22 protein-coding genes and 1 pseudogene are annotated in these 18,705 nt (G+C 63.9%); 15 read left to right on the top strand and 8 right to left on the bottom strand.

Annotation, left to right across the window (positions count from 1 at the left end; all coding sequences use genetic code 11):
* Positions 1–59 precede the first annotated feature (59 nt).
* Positions 60–296, bottom strand: coding sequence for a hypothetical protein (locus ACYVD0_RS01830; RefSeq protein WP_460425204.1), 237 nt, complete (start codon positions 294–296; stop codon positions 60–62).
* Between the two features lie 471 nt (positions 297–767).
* Between ACYVD0_RS01830 and ACYVD0_RS01825 the strand changes: the two genes are divergently transcribed.
* The 5 genes from ACYVD0_RS01825 to ACYVD0_RS01805 are packed head-to-tail and all read left to right on the top strand — an operon-like array spanning position 768 to position 5,235.
* Positions 768–1,829 carry an ABC transporter substrate-binding protein gene (locus ACYVD0_RS01825; RefSeq protein WP_460425203.1) on the top strand — a complete coding sequence of 354 codons (1,062 nt, stop codon included), beginning with the start codon at positions 768–770 and terminating at the stop codon, positions 1,827–1,829.
* Positions 1,820–2,524 carry a GTP-binding protein gene (locus ACYVD0_RS01820; protein WP_460425202.1) on the top strand — a complete coding sequence of 235 codons (705 nt, stop codon included), beginning with the start codon at positions 1,820–1,822 and terminating at the stop codon, positions 2,522–2,524. The genes ACYVD0_RS01825 and ACYVD0_RS01820 overlap by 10 nt, the downstream gene beginning before the upstream one ends.
* On the top strand, positions 2,521–3,528 hold the full coding sequence (locus tag ACYVD0_RS01815; RefSeq protein WP_460425201.1) for a P-loop NTPase family protein: 1,008 nt from the start codon (positions 2,521–2,523) through the stop codon (positions 3,526–3,528). Before ACYVD0_RS01820 ends, ACYVD0_RS01815 begins: the two co-directional genes overlap by 4 nt.
* Complete coding sequence (locus ACYVD0_RS01810; RefSeq protein WP_460425200.1) at positions 3,516–4,100, top strand: nitroreductase family protein; 585 nt, start codon at positions 3,516–3,518, stop codon at positions 4,098–4,100. Before ACYVD0_RS01815 ends, ACYVD0_RS01810 begins: the two co-directional genes overlap by 13 nt.
* Before the next feature lie 4 nt (positions 4,101–4,104).
* Positions 4,105–5,235 carry a glutamate-cysteine ligase family protein gene (locus tag ACYVD0_RS01805; protein ID WP_460425199.1) on the top strand — a complete coding sequence of 377 codons (1,131 nt, stop codon included), beginning with the start codon at positions 4,105–4,107 and terminating at the stop codon, positions 5,233–5,235.
* 106 nt (positions 5,236–5,341) lie between these two features.
* Here ACYVD0_RS01805 and ACYVD0_RS01800 read toward each other — a convergent pair whose 3' ends face one another.
* The gene (locus tag ACYVD0_RS01800; RefSeq protein WP_460425198.1) at positions 5,342–7,396 is read right to left on the bottom strand and encodes an AsmA family protein; all 2,055 of its coding nucleotides are present in this window, start codon (positions 7,394–7,396) and stop codon (positions 5,342–5,344) included.
* Positions 7,397–7,844: 448 nt separating this feature from the next.
* Here ACYVD0_RS01800 and ACYVD0_RS01795 point away from each other — a divergent pair, with 448 nt between their 5' ends.
* On the top strand, positions 7,845–8,666 hold the full coding sequence (locus ACYVD0_RS01795; RefSeq protein WP_460425197.1) for an alpha/beta fold hydrolase: 822 nt from the start codon (positions 7,845–7,847) through the stop codon (positions 8,664–8,666).
* Positions 8,667–8,822: 156 nt separating this feature from the next.
* Here ACYVD0_RS01795 and ACYVD0_RS01790 read toward each other — a convergent pair whose 3' ends face one another.
* Positions 8,823–9,014, bottom strand: coding sequence for a CsbD family protein (locus ACYVD0_RS01790; protein WP_460425196.1), 192 nt, complete (start codon positions 9,012–9,014; stop codon positions 8,823–8,825).
* A gap of 322 nt (positions 9,015–9,336) precedes the next feature.
* Entirely contained in the window at positions 9,337–9,645 is a 309-nt protein-coding gene (locus tag ACYVD0_RS01785) for a hypothetical protein (protein ID WP_460425195.1), read from the bottom strand.
* 333 nt (positions 9,646–9,978) lie between these two features.
* Here ACYVD0_RS01785 and ACYVD0_RS01780 point away from each other — a divergent pair, with 333 nt between their 5' ends.
* The 3 genes from ACYVD0_RS01780 (at position 9,979) to ACYVD0_RS01770 (ending at position 11,371) form a co-directional block, all read left to right on the top strand.
* A complete protein-coding gene (locus ACYVD0_RS01780; RefSeq protein ID WP_460425194.1) occupies positions 9,979–10,278 on the top strand; it encodes a helix-turn-helix domain-containing protein in 300 nt (99 codons plus the stop codon).
* Positions 10,279–10,405: 127 nt separating this feature from the next.
* Complete coding sequence (locus ACYVD0_RS01775; protein WP_460425193.1) at positions 10,406–10,540, top strand: hypothetical protein; 135 nt, start codon at positions 10,406–10,408, stop codon at positions 10,538–10,540.
* A 21-nt stretch (positions 10,541–10,561) separates the two neighbouring features.
* Positions 10,562–11,371, top strand: coding sequence for an HNH endonuclease family protein (locus ACYVD0_RS01770; protein ID WP_460425192.1), 810 nt, complete (start codon positions 10,562–10,564; stop codon positions 11,369–11,371).
* Positions 11,372–11,433: 62 nt separating this feature from the next.
* Here the strand turns inward: ACYVD0_RS01770 and ACYVD0_RS01765 are convergent, their stop codons facing one another.
* Positions 11,434–11,658, bottom strand: a complete 225-nt coding sequence (locus tag ACYVD0_RS01765; protein ID WP_460425191.1) for a hypothetical protein — start codon at positions 11,656–11,658, stop codon at positions 11,434–11,436.
* Between the two features lie 385 nt (positions 11,659–12,043).
* On the opposite strand from ACYVD0_RS01765, the pseudogene ACYVD0_RS01760 reads away from it, so the two are divergent.
* The 4 genes and pseudogenes from ACYVD0_RS01760 to ACYVD0_RS01745 form a co-directional block, all read left to right on the top strand.
* Positions 12,044–12,280, top strand: a pseudogene (locus tag ACYVD0_RS01760) (con-10 family general stress protein); the annotation flags it as partial.
* Positions 12,281–12,359: 79 nt separating this feature from the next.
* Positions 12,360–12,581, top strand: a complete 222-nt coding sequence (locus ACYVD0_RS01755) for a DUF2795 domain-containing protein (RefSeq protein WP_460425190.1) — start codon at positions 12,360–12,362, stop codon at positions 12,579–12,581.
* Entirely contained in the window at positions 12,578–13,129 is a 552-nt protein-coding gene (locus tag ACYVD0_RS01750; RefSeq protein WP_460425189.1) for an ATP-dependent Clp protease proteolytic subunit, read from the top strand. The genes ACYVD0_RS01755 and ACYVD0_RS01750 overlap by 4 nt, the downstream gene beginning before the upstream one ends.
* A gap of 479 nt (positions 13,130–13,608) precedes the next feature.
* Positions 13,609–14,163: a CAP domain-containing protein gene (locus ACYVD0_RS01745; protein WP_460425188.1), complete on the top strand. Its 555-nt coding sequence runs from the start codon at positions 13,609–13,611 to the stop codon at positions 14,161–14,163.
* 219 nt (positions 14,164–14,382) lie between these two features.
* On the opposite strand, the gene ACYVD0_RS01740 is transcribed toward ACYVD0_RS01745, so the two are convergent.
* The 3 genes from ACYVD0_RS01740 to cbpA form a co-directional block, all read right to left on the bottom strand.
* Positions 14,383–15,348 (bottom strand): class I SAM-dependent methyltransferase, encoded by a 966-nt coding sequence (locus ACYVD0_RS01740; RefSeq protein WP_460425187.1) that lies wholly within the window; start codon positions 15,346–15,348, stop codon positions 14,383–14,385.
* A 382-nt stretch (positions 15,349–15,730) separates the two neighbouring features.
* The gene (locus ACYVD0_RS01735) at positions 15,731–16,036 is read right to left on the bottom strand and encodes a chaperone modulator CbpM (protein WP_460425186.1); all 306 of its coding nucleotides are present in this window, start codon (positions 16,034–16,036) and stop codon (positions 15,731–15,733) included.
* Positions 16,033–16,974 (bottom strand): curved DNA-binding protein, encoded by a 942-nt coding sequence (cbpA, locus tag ACYVD0_RS01730; protein ID WP_460425185.1) that lies wholly within the window; start codon positions 16,972–16,974, stop codon positions 16,033–16,035. The genes ACYVD0_RS01735 and cbpA overlap by 4 nt, the downstream gene beginning before the upstream one ends.
* A gap of 207 nt (positions 16,975–17,181) precedes the next feature.
* Between cbpA and ACYVD0_RS01725 the strand changes: the two genes are divergently transcribed.
* Together ACYVD0_RS01725 and ACYVD0_RS01720 are read left to right on the top strand one after the other, a co-directional pair.
* On the top strand, positions 17,182–17,388 hold the full coding sequence (locus tag ACYVD0_RS01725) for a hypothetical protein (RefSeq protein ID WP_460425184.1): 207 nt from the start codon (positions 17,182–17,184) through the stop codon (positions 17,386–17,388).
* A 441-nt stretch (positions 17,389–17,829) separates the two neighbouring features.
* Positions 17,830–18,612: a retron St85 family effector protein gene (locus ACYVD0_RS01720; RefSeq protein ID WP_460425183.1), complete on the top strand. Its 783-nt coding sequence runs from the start codon at positions 17,830–17,832 to the stop codon at positions 18,610–18,612.
* Positions 18,613–18,705: the final 93 nt, after the last annotated feature.

Genomic DNA, 18,705 nt, shown 5'->3' with positions numbered 1-18,705 from the left:
CGACGAAGGCAATGGCTCGATCCGCAATGGCGGGTTGCACCCGCCCTACAAGGCTGCCCTCAGGCCGGGGCAGCCCCCTCCAGCAGCACGCGCTCCAGATCCTCGGTCGCCTTGACGATTGTCTGAAAGTTGCGCTGCGCCTCCTCGTCGACAGGATTGGCCCGGCCGATCCAGGCACGCGCCTGGGTCAAGGCATGGCGGGCATCCTCCTCGGCCTTGCCCAGCAGGGTGGCGCTGCCCAGCTTGCGCGCACCGATCAGGCGGCGGGTGGCGTTGACGATGCCGCGTGACTTCATGGTCGACTCCTCTGGCGAATGGATGTACCGGGGCGATGCCAGCGCCGTGCCAGAAGCCCGCGGCCACCACCGGCCGGGCCGCAAACGCCGACGGTGCAGCGCCGCGAGTTCGCTCCGGTACGTCTGCTGCAGGGAAATGTTCGGCGGCGAACACTTCCCCCTCTTCGTCTCCTTGTCGGAGTGCCCTCAGCCCCGGCGCGGCGCAGCCTTGGGCATTTGTCGGGCCGGCTGGCCCGAATCTCGCTAAAGCCCTCCCGCAGGGTGGAAAACCCGCAAAGCGATTTTTTCACCGACCGGGGCACCCACGGTGGGAAAGGCCTGCGGCCGTTTCCCGCCCTACGGGCCAAACCCTTTCGTAGGGTGGAAAACTCGCAAAGCGATTTTCCACCGACCGGAACACCGCGGTGGGAAAGGCCTGCGGCCGTTTCCCACCCTACGGACCAGACAACCCGACCGGCCAAGGAGGTCAGCGTGAAGACACCTCAGCACATCCCCGCCGACGCCGACCACCACGCGCTGCCGGCGCCCGATGCCCTCGGCGGGCTGGACCTGCTCGGGCGCATGCCGATCCCGCTGCGTCGGGCGTTCAAGGCCGGCATCGACAGAACCCTGGCGGCACAGCGCGCGGCCCGCGGCGAGGCCTTGAACTGCTGCTGCCTGGGCGGCGCCGAGTGGTACAGCCCGTTCGACACCCTGGCGACCGAGCGCGATCCGGCCCGCCTGCCGGGCATGCTGGTGTCGACCATCTACCAGGACATCCTGGCGCCGAGCCTGCTCGCCCACTGCACGCCGCCCCCCGGCGCGCGGCCCCTGCCCGAGCTGCACCCGGCCTGCGCGGCCGCCGGTCTTGCCGATCCGCTGGACGCCTTCCGGGTGTTCGCGGTGATCCCCTTCGTCTGGCTGATCGACCAGCGCCGGCTCAAGGGCCGCCGGCCGCCGCGGGTCTGGAGCGACCTGCTGGAGCCCTGCTGGGCCGGGGAGATCGTTTTCGGCGGCTGGCGGCCGAATCCGCAGGTGCCCTACCAGGACTACAACGCCTACCTGCTGCTGGCGCTGTATCTGGAGTTCGGCCAGGCCGGGCTCGCCGCCTTCGCCGGCAACGTGCGCCACCTGCAGCACAACGTGCGCACCGCCACCCAGGCCGGCTCGAACAGTCCGGACGTCGGCGCCATTGCCGTGCTGCCCTGGCTGCAGGCCGAGCTCTGTCCGCGTCGCGAGCGCACCGCCGTGGCCTGGCCGGAAGACGGCGCACTGGCCATGCCGATCGGCTACCTGCTCAAACCCGGCCAGGAGGCGCGCCTCGCTCCGCTGGTCGACTACCTGCACGGCGAGGAACTCAGCGCCGTGCTCGCCCGCAACTGCTATCCGCCGACCGGCACCGCGCGCACCCAAGCCTTTCCACCAGGGGCGCGGCTGAAGTGGCCGGGCTGGGAGTTCTTCCGCGGCCATGATTTCGCCGCCGAACAGCGCCGCGCCGCCGAGCTGTTCTTCGCCGCCGGCCGCACCCAGGGAGGACTGCACTTATGCAACTGATCACCGTGGCCGGCTCGCCGTCGGTCGGCAAGACCTCGGTCATCCTGCAGGTCGCCAGACTGCTCAGGCAGGAGAATCTTGCCGTCGGCGTGGCCAAGTTCGACGCGCTGTCCAGCGACGACGGACGCCTCTATGCCCGGCACGGCATCCCGGTAGCGGTCGGCCTGGCCGGCGCCCTATGCCCGGACCACTACTTCGTCTCCAACATCGAGGACTGCCTGGCCTGGAGCCGGCGCCAGGGGCTCGACGTGCTGATCAGCGAGAGCGCCGGGCTGTGCAACCGCTGCTCGCCGCACATCGACGGCGTCCTGGCGATCTGCGTGGTCGACGCCCTGGCCGGCGTGCACACGCCGAAGAAGATCGGCCCGATGCTGCGCCTGGCCGACCTGGTGGCGATCACCAAGGGCGACATCGTGTCCCAGGTCGAGCGCGAAGTGTTCGCCTTCCATGTGCGCCTGGCCAATCCCGGCGCGCCGGCGCTGTTCTGCAACGGCCTCACCGGCCAGGGCGCCGCCGACCTGGTTCGCCACATCCGCGCCGCCGCGCCGACGCCAAGCCTGGAAGGCAGCCGCCTGCGCTTCTCGATGCCGGCAGCGGTCTGCCCCTACTGCGTCGGCGAGACAGCCATCGGCGAGACACATCAGCGCGGCAACGTGAAGAAGATGCGCTTCGCCGACCTGGAGAAGTCCCGATGAGCCTCGCCGGGCAGCCCTTCGCCCTGCTGTTGGAGCGCCATCCGGCGGTGGCCGAATTCGTCGCCGCCCTCGCCCTGCCCCCCGCCATGCCCGACGCCAGCCTCGGCCAGTGGCTGGCCGGGCTGCCCGACGAGGCGCTGTTCGACGCCGGGATGGAGCGCGGGCAACTGCTCGACCACCTGGAACGGCTGGTCGCCGAGGTGCGCGCCCTGGCCGATGCCACTGAAGAGCGGGTCGACAGCCTCACCCTGATCGGCGGGCGCGACAAGGACGGCCGCGCGGAAGGACTCGAACTGACCTTCCGCGCCGGGGAAATCGTCTGCATCGTCGGACCGACCGGCTCGGGCAAGAGCCGCCTGCTCGCCGACATCGAATGCCTGGCCCAAGGCGACACGCCGACCGGCCGGCGGGTGCTGGTCAACGGCGCCCTACCGCCTGCGGAGCGGCGCTACGCGCCGGACCGCAAGCTGGTCGCGCAGCTCTCGCAGAACATGAATTTCGTCGTCGACCTGAGCGTGCAGGCGCTGATCGAGATGCACGCCCGCTGCCGGATGGCCACCGACCCGGAGGGCATGGCGCGCACGGTGATCGCCTGCGCCAACGCCCTGACCGGCGAGAAGTTCGCCGCCGAAACCGCCGTCACCCAGCTCTCCGGCGGCCAGACGCGGGCGCTGATGATCGCCGACGCGGCGCTGCTGTCGGCCTCGCCCGTGGTGCTGATCGACGAGATCGAGAACGCCGGGGTCGACCGCAAGCGCGCGCTGGACCTTCTGGTCGGCGGCGCCAAGATCGTCCTGGTCTCCACCCACGACCCGCTGCTGGCCCTGCGTGGCGCGCGGCGGCTGGTCATCCGCAACGGCGGCATCGCCGAGGTGCTCGACACCAGCGCGGCCGAGCGACGCAACCTGCAGCGCATCGAGCGGCTCGACGCCACCCTGATGGAAATCCGCGAGCGGCTGCGCGCCGGCCTGCGCATCGAGGAGGAGCTGACATGGACGCCATGACCGCGCTGCGCGCGGAGAATCCCGCCCTGGCGCTGCTGCTGGAGCGCCGCTCCTGCGCCAGCGTGCGGGAGCCCGGGCCGAACGACGCGGAACTGCAACTGATCCTGCGCGCCGCGCTACGCGTGCCAGACTTTCAGCACCTGCGCCCATACCGCTTCCTCGCCGCTCGCGGTGCGGGCCTGGACCGCCTGGGCCAGACCATGCAGCGCGCCGCCGTGGCCACAGGCCAGAGCGCGGTGGTGATCGCCCGCACCCGGCGCATGCCGCACCGTGCCCCGCTGGTGATCACTGTGGTGGCCAGCCCGCGCCCCAGCAAGGTGGTGCCGCGGTTCGACCAGCAACTGTGTGCCGCCTGCACCGTGCTGACCCTGCAGCTGGCTGCCCGCGCCCTCGGCTACGGCGGCCTGTGGCGCTCGGGCTGGCTGATGTACGACCGCGGCTTCCACCGCGAGCTGGGGTTGGGTGAAGACGAACAGATCGTCGGCTTTCTGTATCTGGGAACGCCGCAACACGCCGAGGAGACAACCAATGAGGCTGTGCCAGACCCCCACGAGGTCCTCCGCTGGATCTAGGCCGATGCCGGCCGTGGACTACGGCATCGAATTCGAATACCTGCTGGTCGTTACCCGCGGCCCGCAGGCCGGACGCCTGCGCGACATCCACAGCCTGGACGTCGCCCGGCTCGGCGACCTGCTCGCCGACAAGCCCGGCCTTGGCGACCCGGCGCTGGCCGAGGGCGACCAGGGCATCCGCAGCGGCTACTGGTATCTGGAAGGCGACGAGCGTTTCGACCCCGACGGGCGCTTCGCCGGCTTCGTGGCCAAAGGCGTGGAGATCCGCACCCCGCCGCTGCCCGGCGTCGAGGCCAGCATCGCCTGCCTGCTCGACATCGAACGACAGCTGGCCACGCGCCTCGACCGCGACGGCCTGGGCCTGGCCATCGCCGGCTTCGACCCGCTGCGCACCCAGTACGGCTACAGCCCGCCGCTCAACGCCTTCGAGCGGCAGCTGCGCGCCGGGGACCGCGAATACCAGGGCATGGAGCTGTCGATGCTGACCTACGGCCCGGACCTCAACTTCTCTCTGCCCGCGTGGAGCAGCCGGCGCAACCTCGACGCCGCGCGCAAGCTCAACTACTACGCGCCCTACATCGTGCCCTTCAGCTTCAGCTCGCCGTACTGCGCCGGCCGGCCCTGGCACGGCTGGTCGCGGCGCACCTGGCTGCGCTGCGACCAGCGCCCGGCGGTCAAGCTGTTCCTCGGCCTGGAGGAGTACGCCGAGCAGGCCGGGCGCTCTTCCCTGCTGCGCCCGGCGCGCCTGGCGCGGGAGGTCGGGCGCATCGAGTTCAAGGCCTTCGATGCCATGCCCTCGGTGGAGCTGCTCGCCGCCTGCTGCCACCTGCTGACCGGCATCTGCCTGGCGACCAACTTGCGTGGTCGCAGCGAAACCCCGGACGTGGCGTTGTACCGCCGCGCCGCGCTGCACGCCTTCGACGACGCCGAGATCCGCAACGGTGCCCGCGCCGTCCTGTACGCCGCCGCCGAAGCCCTCGACCACGCCGGCAACGGTGCCGCCGTCGCGGGCCTGGCGCCCCTGGCCCGGCTGCTCTCGACCCGCAGCACCCCCGCCCATGCCCTGCGCGCCAGCGGCCGCCTGTTCCACCCCGGCGGCCTGGGCGACACCCTGCCGCGGGCGGCGGCCTGCTGAACCTTTTCAGGAAGTATCCGGTCACCACTGAGGGGGGGCTTCAGCTCCCTCTCCCCACCGGGGAGAGGGTTGGGGAGAGGGGCAACCTGCCGCTCGCAGACGGCCGTCACTCCGCCTGGCTGGTCTTGATCTGCTCCAGCATGGGGCCGCACTGACTCGCCTGCTCGCTGCTCGGCGCGATCAGAGCGAGCAGGCCGGCCACCGGAGCGACAGCGGCGCCGAGCGCCACCATGCCCGCGCCGCGCGCGATCAGCCCCTCGGCATGCACCCCCGGATCGGGATCCTTGAAGGTACCGCGCACATACAGCGGCGAGCGCAGCGAGATGACCCGCACGCCCTTGGATTTGGGCACGATGTCGAGGTCCAGCGCCTCGCTCTTGAAGTTGATCGTGCCGTCGACGTTGATCAGTGCATTTTCCGTATCGAAGACGAACAGCCGCGGGGTCGCCACACCGTTCTTGATATCGATGCCGGCCGCAGCGCAGTTGATCCTGGCCTCCTCGTCGCCGAACAGGCGTTCGACGATGTAGTTGCCGACATTCAGCCCGGCGATCTCCATCAGCGCCCGGCTGATGGTGCCGTCGTTGACCAGTAGTTTCATTTCGCCATCAGCCGAGCCGAGCAGGGCAGCCACCGAATTGCCGGAACCGCTGAGGGTGGCATCGCCGTTCAATTCGCCGAGGCTGTCGCGCATGGTCTCGACGGTGGGGAACAGTCGCTTGAGCTTGAGGCCGCGGATGTTCAGCCGGAGGCGGCCGTCCAGCGGCGACTGTCGGCCATCGAGGGAAACCGTGGCGTCCAGGCGTCCGGCGGCGACCCCCAGACGCAGCGGGTCGAGGCGCAGCAGGCTGTCCTCGAGCCGCACCTGGGTGGACAGATCGTTGATCGGCAGCTCCTTGCCCCAGACGATGCGCTCGCCGGTGAAACGCACATCGGCGTCCATGTCGCGCCAGCGCTCAGTGTGGAATTCCTCCACCGGCAGGGCCTTGTCGGCCGGCTGCCTGGCCTCCGAGCCGCGCTCGGCCTTCTCGGCATTGGAGTCGGCGCCGATCAGCGGGGCGAGGTCGGCGAACAGCAGTTGACTGGAGGTCAACGCGCCTGACAGCTTGGGGCGCGGCTGGCTCGCCACGTAGGTCAGGTCGCCGTGGATATCGCTGTCGCCGATCCTTCCGCTGAAGTTTTCGTAGCGATACTGCGCTCCCGCCGGGTCCTGCAGGTCGGCCGTCAGCCGTCCCCGAGTGGCATAGGAGGCGGTGTCCGGCAGGGTCACGCCGATCAGCGGATGGAGGTTGCCCAGGCTGTCGCCGGAGAGGCGCAGGCGCAGGTCCAGCGCGTTGAGCCTGCGCAGCGCGACCAGCGTGCCTTCGGCCCTGAAGCGGGTGGCCCCGGCGCGCAGATCGACCTGCACGGGAAAGGGCAGCCTGGTGTCCTGCAGGGCCAGGAGCCCGCCGACCTTGCCCTCGCCGCTGAGCGGCTGGTCATGGTAGCGTCCTTGCGTCTTCCAGGCGAAGGCATAGTCCTGGGGCCGGGCGCCCTCCTGCATGGCCCGCTCCGCCTGCGCCTTGCCGACGATCTGCTCGAAGGGAATCGGCGCGCCGAGGGGCACGACGTCCACTTCCAGCCGGGCCTTGAGGACCTGGTCGTCCACCCGCACCTGGGCCCGGTCGAACTGCAGCGTGCCGATGTCAAGGGTCCAGGGCGAAGGCTCCTTCTCTTCGGAGTCGTCGTCCAGGGCGAAGGTCCAGTTGGCCCGGCCGTCGGCCAGGCGCTCGAGGCTGGCATCCGGCCCGCTCAGCAGGATGCGCGGGATACGCACGGTCTTGGTCAGCAGGGCCAGCGGCGCCAGGTTGAGTTCGACCCGCTCGAGGGTGACGAACTGCTCGCCCTTGGCCCAGTCCGGGTTACCGAGGCGCAGCGCTTCGGCGCTGATGTGCGGCCAGGGAATCCAGGCGCGCCAACCGGGCTCGTCCGCCGGGCGCCGCCAGCTCACCGCCAGGTCGCCCTCGATGGCGAAGGGGCGGTTCAAGGCCTCCGAGACCTGCTCGTTGATCCTCGGCTTGAGCCGATTCCAGTCGAAGGTCGTGACAAAAATAACCAGGGCGACGATCAGCACCGCCAGAGCGCCCAGCACCCAGACGAGAATCTCTTTGCTACGTGTCATGCCTTTCTCCAACTGTCCTGACCCGCTCCGAGGGCAGCGCCATTCTTATGCTATCGACTGATGAAACGTCGCAATGACTCTTCAGCATTGTTGAGCCGGACTCGGCCGGCAAGCGGCTTGGCCCGTGCCGCAGACAGGAGGACCACTCCGCAATGGGCAGAGTGCGCAGACGTGGTCGAGGCGGCGCAAGCCGCTGGCCGCCCGGCGCATCACCGCCAGGCGCCCAGCACTATCGTTCATGGGGAGAGTCGTAATCTGGAGCCGCCCGGGCCGATTCGCCGCCCCGGGGCAATCGCATGAAGGGGCAGGTACAGCCGTTCACTCCCTCTCCCGCGTGCGGGAGAGGGCTGGGGAGAGGGAAGAAAGTCGCTCATGCGATTGTCCTGTTCGCCGCTCCTCCCGGCGCCACGCCTTCACACGCCACATCCCAAAAAGAGGAAAACTGCGCATGTCCACCTTGACGCTCAAAGACGGCACCACCCTCTTCTACAAGGACTGGGGATCGGGTCATCCCATCGTCTTCTCCCATGGCTGGCCGCTCTGCGCGGATGCCTGGGACGCCCAGATGCTGTTTCTCGGCCAGCGCGGCTACCGGGTGATCGCCCATGACCGCCGCGGCCATGGCCGCTCGGAGCAGACCTGGGACGGCAACACCATGGACCAGTATGCCGACGATCTGGCGCAGTTGTTGGAAGCGCTCGGCGTGAAGAGAGCCATTCTGGTCGGCCACTCCACCGGCGGCGGCGAGGTGGCCCGCTACATAGGCCGGCATGGCACGGAGCGGGTGGCCAAGGTGGTGCTGGTGGGCGCGGTGCCGCCGCTCATGCTGAAAACCGCCGACAATCCCGACGGAGTGCCGAAAGAGGTGTTCGACGGCATTCGCCAGGGCGTCCTGGAAAACCGCACGCAGTTCTTCAAGGACCTGCCGACCACCTTCTACGGCTTCAATCGCGATGGGGTGAAAGTCTCCGAGGGCCTGCGCGATGCATTCTGGCTGCAAGGCATGAACGCCGGGATCAAGCCCGTCTACGACTGTATCGAGCAGTTCTCCGAAACGGACTTCACCGAGGACTTGAAGAAGATCGACGTGCCGACCCTGATCGTGCATGGCGACGACGATCAGATCGTACCGCTCGAGGCCTCGGCCAAACGCTCCGCGCAACTCGTGCCGAACGCCACCCTGAAGGTTTACCCAGGCGGCGCGCACGGCCTGGCGCAGTTGGAGGTGGAGCGCTTCAACAGCGATCTGCTGCATTTCATCGAGGAGTGAGGGCAGATTGCCTGGCAATTCCCCCGGTGAAGGAATTGCACTGCCCCTGACAAAGCAATGCCCGCGAAGGCGGGCATTGGTATTGTGGGCTGCGAGCGGCTTTATCGATGGATCGGGTTGCAGGGATGATTCCAGCCCGTATCGCCGCCCGGAAGATCAGGTCCGATCGATACCGCGCTTGAGCGAGTCCTTCACCTCGCCTTTTACTTGCTGGGCCTTGCCCCGGGACTCCTGCGCCCGGCCTTCACCCTTCAGGTTCGGGTTGTCGGTCGCCTTGCCGACGCCCTTCTTGATCTTGCCGGCTGCTTCGTTTGCATTGCCTTTGAACTTGTCTGAAGTGCTGCCCATTTGTCGTCTCCTTATTTCAGTAAGTGACACCTGAATTGACCGGCAAGGCGCAGCGATAGTTTGGTGTGATTGGACGGGCGGTATAGGAGCGGCGGCGGGCGCGGGAGGTGGACACATCGAGCGCCGCCGGCAACGTGCCCACGCGGGAGCGTGGGCACGATCAAAAGCGGAACCGAGAGCAGGATCACCGCACTGCGCGTGGCAATGGCTGATGGCCTGGCATCCCAGACGCGCTGGTTCATCGGAGCCGCAATGGTTCTACGGCATAGCCCTCACTGCCGCCTGCTTCATTATTATTCCCGGCGGCTAAATCTGGCTGCGCCTAAAAGTCCCGCGCGGTGTGGGGCTGTGCGTTTCTATCTTTCGTGCACTCTCTCAGCCGTGCCTGCAGCCAGGCCCTCTCCTGCTCGGCGCTTCGAGCCAGCACCCGCCGCTGATACAGCCCCAGGCGCTTCTTCCGCTCCACGGGGGTAAGTCCGTCCCAGCCATAGAACAGACTAACGTCGTCCGTCACGTTTTCTATATTCGTCTTCGAGCCAGAGGATGGGCGCATCCAGCGTCCCACGCATAAGCCGGCCACGAACAGGCCATAGCATGCAAGCAAAATAAAAAGAAACAGAGTGATTATCATCGGCTGCCCTCCTTGGCATGGCGATTCGTAACAGGGTATTACGGTGCTCCTGCTGTGACAGCTCGGCCCACTAAAAGTGCTACCCAGCCCACAACCTGCTTCAGGTTGCGTAACCGCTGTTCGCGAACTGAAAGAAACAATGATGATCAGCGGAAGCAGCGGCTTTTTCCGATGGCCAGCACGCCGCCGAATGCCGTCCCTCTTCCTGCCTCCTACCCTTCCTGCACGGGTCCGCAACGGGCTCGTCATAGCGTGCGAAAGGTAGCGGTATGCCGACCATAAGCGCTGTTATATTTGATCTTATCCAGAATAAGAGAATATGTAGATTATCTTATGGAAGACTTTTTCCCCCTTGAATGCCGCAAGATCCTGGAGAACATCGGGACTCGCATCCGTCGCAAGCGCCTCGAATCCAGGATGCGCCAGGCCGACCTCGCCCGGAACATCGGCGTATCGGCCCCGACCATCGGCCGAATCGAGGCCGGCGACCGCAAGGTGGAGACAGGAACCTTGCTGCTGGTGCTGTGGCAGCTCGGCCTGCTCGACGAACTGATCGGCAAGGTTCCGCCGCCCCCTGCGGAAACCACCCAGCGGCGCGTCCGCCTGGGCAAGCCGAAGCAGGATGAGTTCTGATGGGACGCGCCTATATCTACATGCAGCGACTCGATTCGGATGAAGTAGTCGCCTTGGGTCGCCTGGACATTGCCGGCGGTGTAGGCCGCTTCGTGTACAGCCCGCATGTACATGGAGGAGCGCGGCTGTGTGCCCGATTAACCACCCGAAGAGCCACGCCGTCAGTTGGACCGGCAGCCGCTGGCGCCTGTCGCCGCTGTACGGCGTGGTGCCCTGCCTCCATGGCGAGCCGTCGGTCGCGCTGGCAATGGCCCTTTATTGACCGACTGGTGGAACCGCATTGATGAGCAACCCGGCTGCAAAAAAGAAGATAGTGTCGCTGCTTTCCGGCATCGTATTGATCGTTGCCGGCGCGTTTTTTACTGATATCCAGCCGCCCGGAAGCTTCAGCGAAGCGAAGAAGGTTGCCTGGGAGATCCATGCCGATGATCCAGTCACTTTCTACTGCGGATGCCGTTACCAGGGCAATCGCGTCGACCTCTCCAGTTGCGGCTACAAGCCGCGCAAAAACCCGCAGCGCGCCAGCCGGGTGGAGTGGGAACACGTCGTTCCCGCCTGGGTCATCGGCCATCAGCGCCGGTGCTGGAAAACCGGCGGACGCGACCACTGCACGGCCAACGATCAGGTCTTCGCTCAGGCCGAGGCCGATCTGCACAACCTGGTGCCGGCGATCGGCGAGGTCAACGGCGACCGCAGCAACTTCGCGTTCGGCATGCTGGGCAAGACCCCCGACCAGTACGGCCAGTGCCGGATGGTCGTCGACTTCCAGGCCCGCAAGGCCATGCCGCGCGAAGCCGTGCGCGGCGCCGTGGCGCGCACCTATCTCTACATGCACGACCGCTACAACCTGCGCATGGCCAGGCAGGACCGGCAACAGTACGAGGCCTGGAACCGCCTGTACCCGGTCACCGAGCAGGAACGCCAGCGCAACCAGGAAGTCGCCTGCCGGATGGGCTGGGGCAATCCCTACGTCGGCGAGGTCAAGCTGTGGCGGTGCGGATTCGGCGGAGTCATGACCAGCCTCCTCGACACCGCCAGGGGCCTGGCGCGAGAAGGGCTGGGCGATGCCGTGGGCGCCCTGCTGAAGCGCTGAACGGGAGGAAACTCGTGGCTCCCAGGCTCCCGCGTGGGAGCCTGGGCACGATCCAGCTGAAATCAACGGGGGCTGGGCTGATCGTCCATCTCCGCATTGCCCGGTTCCATGTCCACCATCTCCCGATCCACCACCGTCTCGTCGTTTGGCTCCAGCGGGATCGCGCCTTCGTTGTCAGGCAGCTCATCGACACCCGGCTCATCATCCGGGTTCAGGTTGGTGCGCCCCGGGTTCAGCGGGTCAGGCGACCCCGGATACGGCATTTCCTTGTCTCGAACGCTGTTCATAAACACCTCCCGGAGAACAACAAGCAGAGCCTCGATGGGTTAGAGAGGCTGCGGGATTCAAGCGTTCGAGCGGCTTCATGACCGTCCGTCAAAACGAAAAAGCCCGGCACATGCCCAGGGCTCTCAAAACTGAAAAACGGCAAAAGAATCAAAAGGATCCGCCAAGCGCATCGCGAAATATGCAAATACCAGCCCGAATCGTCCTGCCCCTTGGGTGACGGTCAAACCAGTCAGTTGCGACATAGCCATCAGCAGACATTGGAAGACCTGATATCAAGCAGCTATTCTGCGAGAGTAACGAGGTCATTTTTCACCGCTTCGCAATCAACCGTTTCGTTAGATTATTACCAGCGGAAGAGTCATCTAGCACAATGCGAATTAACCCAGAAAAGATGGTGAAGCGACATCTGCAAGCCACGACAGAGAGTTCTATCAGGAGACCGGCAGCAAAGGCGGCCAGAATAGCGGAGGCAACTTCAAGAATGATCCGGAGCGCGCTTCCGAAGCTGGCAGAAAAGTGGGCCAGAACAGCGGTAGAAACTTTGCAAATGACCGCGAGAAGGCCTCCGAGGCAGGCCGAAAAGGCGGAAGAAACAGCCACGGCGGTGGCCGCAACGGCTGATTCAAGCAGAGCGGAAGCCCCGGCTTCCAGTCACTGCCCTTGGCCTTTGCAAGGCTGCGCCTGGCGATTGGAGGCTCTCATGACCAGAGGTGTCGCGGGGCAGCCCCCTGCCAACGTCATGACCTATTTGAAAGGTAGCGGTTATCCGGCGAAGAAAAACCGCAAGCATGCAAGACAGAATGATGCCGGCAGCGAGGTATTGCAGGTGCCGCAAAACATGCCGGAGCAGGAATATGGGAACATGGCGGATGTCATGAAAAGCCATGGTGACGCCAAACATTACAAGAGTAGTAATTCATGACGAATCATATTATCCACTTCACGGGTCCAATCAACTCTTCAACTTGCGGACAGCTTATCAATAAATGCTCGCAAGCCATAAAACAGGATGCATCCGAACTCACTATAAAGATCGCCACCATGGGTGGAGAATGCAGCTATGGTTTTTCCCTTTATAATTTTCTGATATCGCTTCCCATCCCGGTCAATACCCATAACCTCGGCACTATCGAGTCCATGGGCAATATCATCTTTCTAGCGGGGCAGAGACGTACCGCCTGCCACCACAGCAAGTTTCTTTTTCATGCTTTCCATTGGACTATCCACGGTTCGATCGATCACGCCAGGATGTCCGAATACGCCATGAGCCTGGATTTCGACCGAGTCCTTTATGAGCGTATCGTTCAAGAACGTACCCAAGGGGCAAGTGATCCTCTGGATATCTCCAAATATCTGACAGCCGATTCGAGAATATTGACCCCCGACGAGGCCATCGCTGCCGGGCTTATCCATGCCGTGGACGATCTCAGCATGCCCGCAAATACGACCAGTTGGTGCATACACTCCTGACGCGGCGACGCGAAGAAGTTCGCGGCGCCGTGGCGTACACCTACCTCTGCATGCACGACCACGACCGAATACCGCCAGCTGAAATCAACATGGGGTGCGCTGGTCATCCTCCGTATGATCCGGCTCTACGTCCTCCCTATCCTCCTCTATCACCGCTTCGTCGTGGGAATCCCGCGGGATCTCGCCTTCGCTGACAGGCATCTCCCACTCATCGACCGGGTGCAGGTTGGTGCACTCAGGGCTCCGCGAGTCAGACCATCCGTGATACGACTCCCTCTTCTCTAGACCATGGCTCATAAGTACCTCCGGAGACCCACCACAAGCAGGGCCTTGATGATTAGAGAAGCTGCAGGACTAAAGCGTTCGAGCGGCTTCATGACCGTCCGTCAAAACGAAAAAGCTCGGCAAGCCCGATCGAACGCCCTATGCAAGAATCACCACCAGACTCGGCAAGTACCCTCCAACACGAAACGTCCCACATGCATACCCGCCCCACCCGCTATCTCCCGCTCTGCGTTGCCTCCCTGCTGCTTTCGGCCTGCAGCAACGCACCCGTACAACAACCGCCGCAAGCCGTGGTGCCTGCCCCCGCTGCGACCGGGTCGCGCCTCGGCACCGCCGAGATGGAAACCCTTCTACGCGAACACAACCGGGCACGAGCGGATGTCGGAGTCGCGCCCCTGCAATGGTCGGCGCAGGTAGCCGAAACCGCCCAACGCTGGGCCGACCACCTTGCGACCAGCAGCTGCCGCATGCAACACAGCCGAGGCTCGGGCTACGGTGAAAACCTGTTCATCGGCACCACCGGCTACTACGGGGTGAAGGATGCCGCCCTTGCCTGGGAGAAGGAGAAAAGGCTCTACAAGGGTGGCGTGCTGAAGCTGGGCAACTGGAAAGGCAGCGGCCACTACACCCAGATGGTCTGGCGCGACACCCGCCGGCTCGGCTGCGCCCGCAGCCAGTGCAGCGGCTGGATGATCGTGGTGTGCAACTACGATCCGGCAGGCAATTATCTGGGGAAGGCGCCGTACTGAAGGACTCGCGTTCGCTGGAGCGGCACCCGCTCACCTTCCCGAAGCCTGCGGGACGCCCACTTGAACAGCAGGGTGCGCGCCTGCCCACCTCCTGCTGTCTGCTCGGATACCAAACACGTAACCGACTGTTCCGAGACTCCCGCGCCCCCGCATCGGAGCCCGACTGATGGGCGCTCTGCGCCCGGGTGACACAGGAGCATCCCCGTTGGCGGGGCGGCGCTATGCCGTGTGGCTTGCGGAGGCGGCACAGGCCTGGCTGAACACCAAGGCTTTCAACCCGCTGTCGGAATGGATATCGGCAAACTCCGGCGGATTTTCCAGCCGCTGCTCGAAGCGCAAACCAGGCGCCTCGCGGGCTGCATTCTCAATCAGGAAATCCGGGCCGATGCCCGGGTCGTTGATGCAGGCCAGGACGCTGCCTTGCCCGCTGAGCAACTCGGGCAGGCGGCGCAGGATCTTCTGATAGTCCGTGGCGAGGGCGAAGCTGCCCTTCTGGAAAGAAGGCGGGTCGATGATGACCAGATCGTAAGGGCCGCATTTTTTCACCTTGCCCCACGACTTGAATAACTCATGGCCCAGAAAGGTCACCCGCGCCAGGTCATGGCCGTTCAAGCGGTGATTATCCCGGCCACGGCTCAGGGCCGCCCTGGCCATGTCCAGGTTCACCACATGCTCGGCGCCACCGGCAATCCCGGCAACGGAAAATCCGCAGGTGTAGGCGAACAGATTCAGTACGCGCTTGCCGCGGGCCTGGGCCTGGACCCAGCGGCGCCCATAGCGCATGTCCAGGAACAGGCCACTGTTCTGTTTCCGGCCCAGCTCCAGCCGGTAGCGCAGGCCATTCTCGGTGATCGGCCATTCCTCCACGGCCTCGCCCAGCAGCACCTCCGTTGCGCTGTCCGGCCGGTAACGATGGTGCAGCAGCAGCGAATGCGCGTCGCTGTGCCGCCAGGCGGGTGACTCGGCAAGCGCCACGAGCATCCGCCGCAACGCCTCCCCCTCGGCATCCGCCGGCTCCCGGAACAGCGACACCAGCAGCACCCCCTGCAGCCAGTCGACGGTGACATGCTCGAGCCCCACCCAGCGGCGCCCCCGCCCGTGGAACAGACGACGGGCCTCCTCGGGGGCGGGGTTCAAGGCGGCGAGCAGATGCTGGTGCAGGGTATCGAGGGCTTCTGAGTTCATGGGACATCGTCGATTGTGCGTTGCCCGCATTTTAAACGCAGACGAGGTTTTCCCTACGGCAAAAGGCCAGGAGCCGGGATGCCATGAGTGCGCTGTTGAAGCGCCGAGCGGGAGGGCGTTCGGGTTGGGAGCCCTTGGCTTTCGGGATGTTCGGGAGGCGACTGGCTCGAAAGAAAATCGAACGTTTCATACGACATGGCGAAGAACGACAATCGCCATGGACTGGCATTCAAGGCCGCTGGTGGACAAGCAGGGCGTTGTCCACCCTACCCAGGCCGACTGCCCGCGCAGGGTGGAAAATCCGAAGTGTTTTCCACCGGGGAGTGTCCAGGCTACCTTGCTGAGGTTTGCGAGCGACTCTGCCTGGTCTGCAGATCAAGCGCTAGTGCTCCATGAACCTTAGCAAGCGCCGTTTCAGGCTCTCGTTCTCGGCCCTCAGGCGCCCCACTTCGTCGAGCAGGTCCAGCGCCACGGCCACGGCCTGCCAGTCGAGTTCCAGCTCCCGCTGCAGGCGCAGTGCCTGGCGCAGCCGGCCCAGGGCGGCGGGATCGAAGCGCCAGTCCTGGGGGCTGCCATCGCCCGCTTCGATGATGCCGTATTCGACGATCTCGATCAGGCTGGCGGCGGGCACGTCGACCAGTTGGCAGCATTCTTCCAGGGTCAGTTGCACGGTCAGAGTCGTAGTCATGCTTGCTTGCTCCATTGACTGCGCGGATCGAAGCCCGCCGCATCGCGCAGCTGGGTCCAGAGCTTGTGGGCGTGTTCGTCGCTGCGCGGCGGCATCACCACCTTCAGTACGGCATAGAGATCGCCGACGCCGTGCTTGTCCTTCAGTCCCTTGCCCTTGATCCGCAGGCGCTGCCCGCTCTGGCTGTCCGGCGGGATGCTCAGGTGGATGCGGCCGGACAGCGTCGGCACCTCGATCCGCGCGCCCAGCGCCGCCTCCCAGGGCGCCAGGGGGACGGTGAGGATGAGGTCGTGGCCATCGACATCGAAGAGCGGGTGGGGAACCAAGCGGATGAACAGATACAGGTCGCCGCTCGGTCCGCCATTGACGCCCGGCGCGCCCTGGCCCTTGAGGCGGATGCGCTCGCCATGGGCGACCCCGGCGGGAATCTTGACGTTGAGGCTCTTGTGCCGGTCGGTTCGCTGGCCGTGTTCGTCGAAGCTGGGCAGCACGTAGTCGATCGGCTTGCTGTGCTCGCCAAGGGTTTCCTCGAGGAAGACCGGCAGTTCCAGCTCGATGTCCCGCCCCCGCCGGGGCGCCTGGGCGTGCGGATGGCTACCCGGCCGGCCGCCGAAGATCGACTCGAAGAAGTCGGAAAAATCGCCGCCGAAATGCTCGTGCGCCCCGCCGAAGCCCCCCGCCCGTTGCCAGCCGGGCGGCACCTCGAACTGCTCGCCGGCGCGGCCGTACTGGCGAAGCTGGTCGTACTCGGCACGCTTCTCCGCGCTGCCCAGCACCTCGTAGGCCTCGGCCACCTCCTTGAACTTGTTCTCCGCGCCGGCCTCCTTGTTCATGTCCGGATGGTACTTGCGCGCCAGCCGGCGGTAGGCCGTCTTGATGGTTTTCTCGTCGGCCGTGGGCTCGACGCCGAGCATCGCGTAATAGTCCTTGAACTCCATGGAGGCTCCCCTGGTTCTGGGCTGCTTTCAGTCTAGGTGCGCCAGGCGGGGGCGGATCGACGCAGAGGGCGGTTGCAGGCGGATGCAGCGGCCCGCCATATCCCTACCAGACGTAAGTCGATTGCCTGCAACGCCCTTGCTGCGTCATAGTGACGCAAGCTCATATGTAGGAACCTATTGAAAAGCCCATGCCTCCCGGAGGTATCGATGATCGCCGATCCAATTGTTTCCAGCGCCCTGGTCGTGGTTCTTCTCGTCTTTTCCATATACCTGACCACCTGGCCACGCCGCCCCGCATCCGGCCCGGATGTCCCCGAAAACGATATACCGCTCGCCGAAACGAACCCGTCCGACCGGGACGAGCGCGAGAGGCTGCCGGCCCTGTACCGGGGCAAGCGGAGCCTGTGCGTCTGAGGCCAGCCCGCTCCGGGCAGCGGGCCTGAAGGTGAACGGTGGACAAGCAAGGCGTTGTCCACCCTACCCGGCCTGTCCCCCTGCGTAGGGTGGAAAACCGCGAAGCGTTTTCCACCGAAGAGTGTCCAACCTACCTTGCTGACGGTGGTGATGACCGATATCTCTTGCAAGTTATACAATGCCGTTCTATTATAAAAAACTCTTTACGCGTTTATGGTGCTAATTGCATTAATTAATAGCAATTGTACTGGTCAGGCGTTTCGCTAGACCCTAACTTATTGAGGATATTTAGGGTTGCGCTAGAGCTTTCTCTGGCGCTCCTTCGTTCCTTGCTAGTCACTCAGGAGCGCCAGAGAAAGCTCTAGCGCACCCTCTTGGTAAAGAGTTTTTGTTTTAAACGGCCTCTACAGTTGAGGCCGTTTTTTTGTGTGGAATTTGTGAATGGACATGGATTTTGAGAATAGGCTAATCGAGGAGTTTGGCTCTTTTGATACGTCTAGATTCACTGTTTCGTTCATGCCTCCAAAGATTTTCGTCTGCGGAGGGAAAACAGGTGGAAACCTTCTGATTCCAGAAGGTCTCCGCGACAGAATAATAAACCATTTCGATGACAATGATAACGAAGCCTATAAGGCTTGCGTAAAAGCAGAAGACTTCAAAGATTACTTTAAGGAGGGAGCTTACTCAGATCTGCTTGAATTTGAAGTAGACATAGCAAACATAGCCACCCTAATCATAATCTGCCTAGAAAGCGCTGGCTCTTTGGTTGAGCTCGGCATGTTCTGCAATAATGCTCCTTTAGTGCATCGCCTTCTAGTGATAGCCCCTCAGGAAGAAGTGGAGGCGAAAGACTCCTTTATTTATCTTGGCCCACTGGAAAGCCTGAAAAAGAAAGACGCTAGCTCTGTACTAGTTTACCCATGGCCATCATCTCAAATAAAAAACTATGATCACATCGGGCTTATTGCAACCGACATAAAAGCAAAACTAGATAAAACATTAAAAAGCGAGTCATTCAAATCCGAAAACACAGCACATCTAGCCTTTTTAATTTATGACATAATAGTTCTGGCCCACCCAATCAAGCTGTCCGAGATAGAATTGGCTCTTGCTGCTATGAACCTTGACATAAAGGAGAAGCTACTGATTAGACTGCTATATCTTCTAGAAAAAATCGGGCTTATCAAGCATACAGTTTATAGTAATGTTTCTTATTATTATTAACGCGGCAATCAAATTCACGATATAAAGGGACATGAAAAAGATCGATGCCCGAAAGCTCTCTCGAGAAACTCAGGACCAGATGCGACGCCTGGC

The sequence above is a fragment of the Azotobacter armeniacus genome, from assembly GCF_054779355.1.
Note: the sequence above shows the minus strand (reverse complement) of the source record. Positions and strands in the feature narration are given on the sequence as shown.

Coding starts and splice junctions, on each gene's coding strand:
- ACYVD0_RS01720 (WP_460425183.1), top strand. CDS start 17,830: ATGGACATGGATTTTGAGAATAGGCTAATCGAGGAGTTTGGCTCTTTT.
- ACYVD0_RS01820 (WP_460425202.1), top strand. CDS start 1,820: ATGCAACTGATCACCGTGGCCGGCTCGCCGTCGGTCGGCAAGACCTCG.
- ACYVD0_RS01725 (WP_460425184.1), top strand. CDS start 17,182: ATGATCGCCGATCCAATTGTTTCCAGCGCCCTGGTCGTGGTTCTTCTC.
- ACYVD0_RS01770 (WP_460425192.1), top strand. CDS start 10,562: ATGAGCAACCCGGCTGCAAAAAAGAAGATAGTGTCGCTGCTTTCCGGC.
- ACYVD0_RS01790 (WP_460425196.1), bottom strand. CDS start 9,014: ATGGGCAGCACTTCAGACAAGTTCAAAGGCAATGCAAACGAAGCAGCC.
- ACYVD0_RS01830 (WP_460425204.1), bottom strand. CDS start 296: ATGAAGTCACGCGGCATCGTCAACGCCACCCGCCGCCTGATCGGTGCG.
- ACYVD0_RS01800 (WP_460425198.1), bottom strand. CDS start 7,396: ATGACACGTAGCAAAGAGATTCTCGTCTGGGTGCTGGGCGCTCTGGCG.
- ACYVD0_RS01740 (WP_460425187.1), bottom strand. CDS start 15,348: ATGAACTCAGAAGCCCTCGATACCCTGCACCAGCATCTGCTCGCCGCC.
- ACYVD0_RS01750 (WP_460425189.1), top strand. CDS start 12,578: ATGACGAATCATATTATCCACTTCACGGGTCCAATCAACTCTTCAACT.
- ACYVD0_RS01815 (WP_460425201.1), top strand. CDS start 2,521: ATGAGCCTCGCCGGGCAGCCCTTCGCCCTGCTGTTGGAGCGCCATCCG.
- ACYVD0_RS01745 (WP_460425188.1), top strand. CDS start 13,609: ATGCATACCCGCCCCACCCGCTATCTCCCGCTCTGCGTTGCCTCCCTG.
- cbpA (WP_460425185.1), bottom strand. CDS start 16,974: ATGGAGTTCAAGGACTATTACGCGATGCTCGGCGTCGAGCCCACGGCC.
- ACYVD0_RS01810 (WP_460425200.1), top strand. CDS start 3,516: ATGGACGCCATGACCGCGCTGCGCGCGGAGAATCCCGCCCTGGCGCTG.
- ACYVD0_RS01805 (WP_460425199.1), top strand. CDS start 4,105: ATGCCGGCCGTGGACTACGGCATCGAATTCGAATACCTGCTGGTCGTT.
- ACYVD0_RS01755 (WP_460425190.1), top strand. CDS start 12,360: ATGACCAGAGGTGTCGCGGGGCAGCCCCCTGCCAACGTCATGACCTAT.
- ACYVD0_RS01780 (WP_460425194.1), top strand. CDS start 9,979: ATGGAAGACTTTTTCCCCCTTGAATGCCGCAAGATCCTGGAGAACATC.
- ACYVD0_RS01785 (WP_460425195.1), bottom strand. CDS start 9,645: ATGATAATCACTCTGTTTCTTTTTATTTTGCTTGCATGCTATGGCCTG.
- ACYVD0_RS01765 (WP_460425191.1), bottom strand. CDS start 11,658: ATGAACAGCGTTCGAGACAAGGAAATGCCGTATCCGGGGTCGCCTGAC.
- ACYVD0_RS01735 (WP_460425186.1), bottom strand. CDS start 16,036: ATGACTACGACTCTGACCGTGCAACTGACCCTGGAAGAATGCTGCCAA.
- ACYVD0_RS01795 (WP_460425197.1), top strand. CDS start 7,845: ATGTCCACCTTGACGCTCAAAGACGGCACCACCCTCTTCTACAAGGAC.